The organism is Rhodococcus sp. ENV425 (assembly GCF_002887785.1).
GTDB lineage: Bacteria > Actinomycetota > Actinomycetes > Mycobacteriales > Mycobacteriaceae > Rhodococcus > Rhodococcus aetherivorans.
Window position 1 is genome coordinate 16544 of record NZ_PCZU01000103.1, and the last position, 6674, is coordinate 23217.

Here is a 6674-nt window from a genome sequence, read left to right on the forward strand (position 1 = left end):
GCTGTTCGCGCAGCTCGTCGCCGCCGCCTACCAGCACGGCAAGGCCCTGCAGGCCGCGACGATCTTCGAACTCGACGACGTCATCGATCCCGCCGACACACGGGCCTGGGTGTCGCGGCTGCGCATGTCCTGAGCGCCGGTGGGTACCCGTCCGTCACCGAAGGGAGGTGGCGGTGAGCAGGCAACCGGGCGCCGAGGAGTTCGTGCCGGAGACCACCGACCTGGCCGAGCTCGCGGCCGCGGCGGGCGGCTGCCGCGGATGCGAGCTGTACCGGAACGCCGAACGCACCGTGTTCGGCGCCGGCCCGGCCACGGCCCGGCTCGTGCTCGTCGGCGAGCAGCCCGGCGATCAGGAGGACCGGGCCGGGGAGCCGTTCGTCGGCCCGGCCGGGCGGCTGCTCGACCGGGCCCTCGAGGAGGCGGGGATCGACCGCGGCGAGGTGTACGTGACCAACGCGGTCAAGCACTTCAAGTTCGAGCGGGCCGCCGGCGGGCGTCGCATCCACAAGAAACCGGCACGCGGCGAGATCGTCGCGTGCCGGCCTTGGTTGGTCGCCGAACTGCGGGCCGTGCAGCCCGAGGTGCTCGTGTGCCTCGGCGCCACCGCGGCCCAGTCGCTGCTCGGCCCGTCGTTCCGGGTGACCGCGCACCGGGGGGAGATCCTGCACGTCGACGGGGAGGTGCAGATTCCGTCCGCTCCGGCCGTCGTCGCCACGATCCACCCGTCGGCGATCCTGCGCGGACCGGCGGAGCAGCGGGACGAGGCCCTCGCCGGGCTGGTCGCCGATCTGCGGGTGGCCGCCGGGGCGCTGTAGTACCTACAGCTGTCCAGAACCTACAGCTGTTCGGTACCCACAGCGGTTCAGTCGTCGGACGCCGTCCCGGCGAGGGCGTTCTGCACCCGGTGGGTGGCCGCTTCGTCCCAGCCGTCGGGGGCGAGGATGTCCGCCCACAACTGCGCGGCCTCCGGCCCGTACGCGTGGCCGAACCCGGACGGGACGTCGGCGGAGAACACCATGTCGAGCGTGACCTGCCAGAACGTGCCGAAGGGCAGCCACCGCATGCCCGGATCCACATCCGGGTCGAGCGGCTCCCGCAACCAGTCCGGCTCCCGCAGCAACAGCTCGAACGACCACCAGGTGATCGGATCGCTCGCGTGCTGCCAGAACACCACCCGCGGAAACTGCCACGGCCCGGGCAGGTCCGCATCGTCCGGGCGGGACGCGAACCGGATGTGGCGGCCGGCGTCGACCACCGGCAGCCGCTCGAGCGACCCCGGGTCGCGGTCCGCGGTGATCTCCCCCCACGGCTGCGCGAAGTTCGGGGTACCCACCAGCAGCGCCCCGTCGGTCCGGGCGACCAGGTCCGGCCCCGACGCGAACGCCGCCTGACCGCCGTACGAGCCCAGGCTCTCGCCGAACACCACCAGCGTCGGCCGCTCCGGCTCGGGCCGCGCCGACCACGCCGCATACACCGCCTCGAACAGCGCCCGCCCCGCCAGCCGGGGCGTCTCCCGGTCGGCGACGAACGACAACGCGCTGGGCAGGAACGAGTACTGCATGGCCGCGATCGCCGAATCCCCGCCGGCGACGTATTCGAAGGCCCCGGCGACGTTCGCGTTGACCCAGCCGCGGCCGGTGGTGGTCACCACCGCCAGCACCCGGCGGTCGAATGCGTCGGTGCGCTCGAGCTCGGCGACGACCCGGTCCGCGATGCCCTCGACCGTGTCGGCGGATTCGCGGCCGGCATAGACCCGGATCGGGGTGCGCGCCGGCGCCCCGGTGACGGTCTCGATCTGCTCGGCGCTCGGCCCGCCCGCGACGAAGGTGCGGCCCTCCCGGCCCAGGGTGTCCCACGCCTCGTTCGAGGCCGGCGATCCGGACCGTTCCGGCAGCCCGGGCTGCACCACACCCGGTGCGGTGCCCTGATCGGCCACCTCGGACGAGCGTTCCGCCACGCCCAGCACACCCCGGTGGACGGCGCCGTCGAGCACGAACACGCTCAGGAGCACCACGAGGGTCACCGCCCCGAGCCGGGCGACGGGTCCGGGCACGTACCGCCGGCCCAGCCGGGTCAACCGGTTCGTGCCCGCACGCAGGCCCCGGCCGATCGCCAGCAGCGCCGGCGCGACGACCAGGGCGATCAGCAGCACCAGCAGATAGAACGAGCGCTGGGCCCGCGGCACCCCCACCAGGTCCCGGATGATCTGCTGCCACCACGACCCCAGCACGAGGAACACCGGCACCAGCACCAGCGCCGCCCCGGCCAGAATCCACCAGCCGACCCGGCGGGTCCGCTCCGACCACTGCGGATCGACGCCGCAGCGCCGGACCACCCAGGCGAGCAGACAGCCGATCCCGTAGCCGGTCACCAGGCTCAGCCCCGACGCCACGCCCTGCAGATACCACACCCGCGGCAGCAACGACGGTGTCATCGACCAGACGAAGAACACCAGCGCGAAGCCCAGACCGATCGGGTGGAACCGGCGCCCGTAGCCGAGCAGCCGAGCGCGCGGCGTGACCACCCGGCCGGGCTCGACGTCAGCGGTGGTAGTCAGCGCAGGGCCTTGGCCTTGAGCCGGTCGAACTCGTCGCCGGTGATCGTCCCGGCCTCGAGCAGTGCCTGGGCCTCGGCGATCTCGGCCGCCGGGGATCGTCCGGCCACCTTGCGGATGTAGTCGTCGGCCGCGTGCTGGGCCGCCTCGTGGGCGGCCGCGTGCCGCTCGGACATGCCGCGGCCTCGCACCAGCAGGTAGACGAAGGCGGTCAGGTACGGGAGGACGACCAGGAAGATGATCCACACGACCTTGACCACGGCGGACGTGGAACGGTCACGGAACAGATCCGTCAGCACCTGGAACAGGATCAGCAGGTACGCGACGAACGCGAAGACGACCAGGGTGTACCACAACAGGTCCCACAACGAATCCAGCATCACGCACACGCCTTTCACGGTTCGGAGGTGCCCGGGAAACGGACGGAAAGGACACCCGGACGCAAACAGGTACACGGTCTTCGCCGGGCACCGGAACACGGCGGCGCAGAATGCACCGTGGTGACGCGAAATGCACCACGATTGTTCCGGGGTGCGGGTCGAGGTCCAGCGTGGTCGCAGCCCGGTGCGGTCGAGCCCGGTGCGGTCGAGCCCGGTGTGGTCGAGCTCAGTGCGGTCGCAACTCACTCGGGCTCACGCCGCGCACCGCGCGAAGGGCGCGACGCAGCTCGGCGCTGGACGCGAAACCGGCGATCGCCGCGATCTCGGCGACCGTGGTGCGGGCATAGGCGGGTTCCTGGAGGAGCACTGCGGCGCGGTGCGCGCGCAGTCGCCGGATCTGGGACGCGACCGTGGTGTCGTGGGCCGCGAAGGCGCGCTGCAGGCTCCGCAACGACATCTGCAGCCGCTCCGCGATCACGGTCGGAGTCAGCCTCGGGTCGCTGTGATGGGCCCGGACGAGGGTGAGGGCGCGGGTGTACGCGCTGCCGCACAGTTCGCCGGAATCGGCGCCGTAGCCGAGCGATTCGTGGTGCAGCCCCACCACGAGCTCGATCAGGGCGTTCTCCACGCCGCGCGGGGCCGCGGTGGTGTTGTGACGACCGCGTTCGCGGAGCATGGCCATTCCCACCGCGTTGAGCGCGTGCGTCGACATGGTGGGCTTGGCCGGCCCGAACGTCACGGCCGTCTCCTCGAGATCGAGTCCGCGTTCCTCGAGCCGGTGCCGGGGAATGCGCACCAGGAGCAGGTCCGAGCCGTCCGCATCCGCGGCCTCGTATCGATTCCACCCGACCTGCAGGACGATCCGGCCGCTCTTGACGTGTACCCGGGTGGTGCCGTCGTCGACCACCCGCTCGCCGGTGAGCATCAGGAACAGGTTCGCGACCTCGCCGTCCTCGACGACGCCGGCCAGAGCACGATGCGGTGACATCTGCACCCGGCCGACACTGATCGCCCCGACGTTGCAGATCTCCATCCGGAACCGGAACTGCGTCACGTCGGGGACGGACAGCTCGGTGCGGTTCCCGGCATCGGAGGCCATCGCCTCGAAGCCCTGCCGGCCCCGCAGTTCGATCTTCCGATACACCCTCGTCCCTTCCGCCCCGGCGCGTCCGTGGCTCGGTGCGTCAGCGTGGCATGCGGCACCGGCCGTGGCGGGGGATACGGGCGACGGATAGCTCACACTCCGCGGGGATCGGGGCCGAAGGTCTCTGGCGTCGCCTCCCCGGCCGGATCATGCTGGACCCATCGGGCGCCCGCACCGCCGAGTCGGCGTCCGGGGAGGTCGACGGTGTCCACCCCTGCTCCGCACACATCCCAGGCCCGGCGCGACGGGGCGCACCGTCCGAGCACGGCGTCGACGGTGCTGCTCGCCTGCGGGGTCGTGTCGTCGCTGTTGTACGTGGTTGCGCACGAGATACTCGCGGCTGCGCTCTACGACGGCTACAGCCGGTTCGATCAGGCGATCAGCGAGCTGACGTCGGTCGGCGCGCCGACCCGGGCACCCCTGACCGCTGTGGGATTCGTGTACGACGTGCTGATCGTCGCCTTCGGGATCGGCGTGTGGCGGACGGGCCGCGGCGTCCGCCCCCTGCGCATCGCGGGAGTTCTCCTGGTGGCCTATGGATTCGTGGGACCCCTGTGGCTGCCGTTTCCGATGACCGGACGTGAGGACATCGAGGCCGGGGCCGCCATGCCGCTCGGCGACACCATGCACCTGGTTCTCAGCGCGGTCACGGTCTCGCTGTGGTGCGCGATGATCGGGTTCGCGGCCGCTGCCTTCGGAACCTGGTTCCGGGTGTACTCGGCGGTCACGGTCGCGACGATCCTGGCGTTCGGAGCATGGACGGGCCGGTACGTGCCGGCGGTCGCCGCCGCCGAGCCGACCCCCGGTATGGGCGCGGTCGAACGCGTGATGTTCGGTGCGTTCGTGCTGTGGGTCGCGGTGCTGGCGGTCGTTCTGCTCGTCCGCCGCACCCGGCCGGCATCGCTTCGCGGTGCGTCAGGAGGACGACGTGCCGTCGCCCCGAGCGGGGGAGAGCCATCGTGAGACCAGCGCGCCGAGCGTGCCGTCCGCGGTGAGGGCGCGCTGCGCCTCCTCGAGATCGGCGCGTAGCGCGGCATCGCCGAGGCGCACCGCCAGGGCGATCTCCTCGCGGGTGATGTCGTACTCGACGACGTCGACGTGCGTCCGGTCGCGGGTCAGCCACGTCAGGACGGGACCGAGCTTCATGAAGGCGTCGCACCCGCCGGTCGACAGCTCGTCCAGGGCACGGTCGATCTCGTGGTACGCGTACACCCGGATCCCGCCGATCCGTCCCTCGGCGAGAAGGCGTTTCACCACCGGTTCGCTGGTGTTCCCCTGCTGCACCCCGACGGTCAGGCCCGTCAGGTCTGCCACCCCCTGCACCGCGGGGTGACGGGCGGTGTCGACCGCCAGGGACTGCCCGGACACGAAGTACGGCGCGCAGAACGAGGCCCGCTCGCGGCGCGGCTCGGTGACGGTGGTGCCGGAGGCGACGACGTCGAAGCGCCCCGCCGCCAGTTCGTCGAAGATCGTCTCGAAGTCGTCGCCCTCGTGCGGGACGAATTCCCACCGCAGCCCGAGGTGCCCGGCGAGAGCCCGGGTGAGGTCGACGTCGAACCCCACGGGCCCGCCACGCTCGTAGAACTCGAACGGCGGATCGGGCATCGCCGATCCCACCCGCAGTGCGGAGGTCCGGGTGGTCATCACTGGCGGCCCGGGTGCGGCCGGACGCGGGTCGTCACAGCACCGGATTCGGACATCGGCAACCGTCCTGTCCGTTGTGCCTGTCCGTTTCGTCGCACTCTTCTCGACACCTCCCATTGTGCGCGGTCACACTCCCGCAATCCAGACGCCGGGACGCCGCGGGGCCAGCTCAGGCGCTGGTGGCCAGCGCCGCAGCGAGCCCGAACGCGACGGACGTCGCGGCGACCTCGAGTACCGCGTTGCGCAGGGACGCCTCCGCGGTGACCCGGTGCGCGGCCGCGGCCGGCACCCACGTCCGCCGCCACCACCACGCCAGCGCCAGCAGTGCCGTCAGGGTCAGCGTCTTGGCCAGCACGATGCGGCCGTATCCGGTGTCGACGAGCGCCGTGACCGAGCCGAGCCGTACCGCCGCGTCGACGACGCCCGTCGCGGCGAGCACGGCGACGCATCGCACCGCGAGCACCGAGTACCGGGGGAGCAGCCGGGCCCACGCGCCGCGGGACCGGACGGTCAGGGCCAGCGCGACGAGCGTGCCGAACCACAGCGCCGCCGCCAGGGCGTGCGCCGCGTCGAGCAGCGATCCGAGGGCCTGCTGGGACATGTGGCCGGTGACCGGCCGGGCGATGAGCGCCAGCGCCGCGGCGACGAGGACCGGGACCGTGGGCCACGCCGCCGACCGGCGATACGCGAGGGCGGCGACGAGGGTGCACACCAGCACGCACAGCAGCGCGGCCACGCCGATCCGGCCGGCGCCCGCACTGCCGAGGTACTCCGCGAAGCGCGACACCCCGAGCCGCGACACGGGGACGTTCGTGGTGTCCGCGGCCTGCAGCACGAGCTGCACGACCTCCGCCAGCACCCAGAGCCCGCCGAGACCGGCGATCGCACGCCAGACGTCGCCGGGGGCGACGGGGGGCCGCCGCTCGTCGCGCACCATGACACCGAGCGTGGC

Annotated in this window: 7 protein-coding genes; 2 read left to right on the forward strand and 5 right to left on the reverse strand. The window is 72.4% G+C overall.

The genetic code is table 11. The features are described from left to right. Nucleotides 1-173 precede the first annotated feature (173 nt). Nucleotides 174-815: a UdgX family uracil-DNA binding protein gene (locus tag CQZ88_RS08500; RefSeq protein ID WP_102799595.1), complete on the forward strand. Its 642-nt coding sequence runs from the start codon at nt 174-176 to the stop codon at nt 813-815. A 47-nt stretch (nt 816-862) separates the two neighbouring features. Here CQZ88_RS08500 and CQZ88_RS08505 read toward each other — a convergent pair whose 3' ends face one another. The 3 genes from CQZ88_RS08505 to CQZ88_RS08515 form a co-directional block, all read right to left on the reverse strand. Beyond that, on the reverse strand, nt 863-2524 hold the full coding sequence (locus CQZ88_RS08505; protein WP_180986976.1) for an alpha/beta-hydrolase family protein: 1662 nt from the start codon (nt 2522-2524) through the stop codon (nt 863-865). Nucleotides 2525-2553: 29 nt separating this feature from the next. Continuing rightward, nucleotides 2554-2934 (reverse strand): PLDc N-terminal domain-containing protein, encoded by a 381-nt coding sequence (locus tag CQZ88_RS08510; protein WP_029546925.1) that lies wholly within the window; start codon nt 2932-2934, stop codon nt 2554-2556. A 226-nt stretch (nt 2935-3160) separates the two neighbouring features. Further along, complete coding sequence (locus tag CQZ88_RS08515; protein ID WP_006946068.1) at nt 3161-4078, reverse strand: helix-turn-helix domain-containing protein; 918 nt, start codon at nt 4076-4078, stop codon at nt 3161-3163. Between the two features lie 204 nt (nt 4079-4282). Here CQZ88_RS08515 and CQZ88_RS08520 point away from each other — a divergent pair, with 204 nt between their 5' ends. Next, nucleotides 4283-5041 carry a DUF998 domain-containing protein gene (locus CQZ88_RS08520; protein ID WP_235431145.1) on the forward strand — a complete coding sequence of 253 codons (759 nt, stop codon included), beginning with the start codon at nt 4283-4285 and terminating at the stop codon, nt 5039-5041. Here the strand turns inward: CQZ88_RS08520 and CQZ88_RS08525 are convergent. Both CQZ88_RS08525 and CQZ88_RS08530 read right to left on the reverse strand, forming a co-directional pair. Then, on the reverse strand, nt 4994-5722 hold the full coding sequence (locus CQZ88_RS08525) for an ABC transporter substrate-binding protein (protein WP_102799593.1): 729 nt from the start codon (nt 5720-5722) through the stop codon (nt 4994-4996). The genes CQZ88_RS08520 and CQZ88_RS08525 overlap by 48 nt on opposite strands. 169 nt (nt 5723-5891) lie before the next feature. After that, nucleotides 5892-6674 (reverse strand): CopD family protein (locus CQZ88_RS08530; protein ID WP_102799597.1); only part of this gene is annotated, 783 nt, incomplete at its 5' end.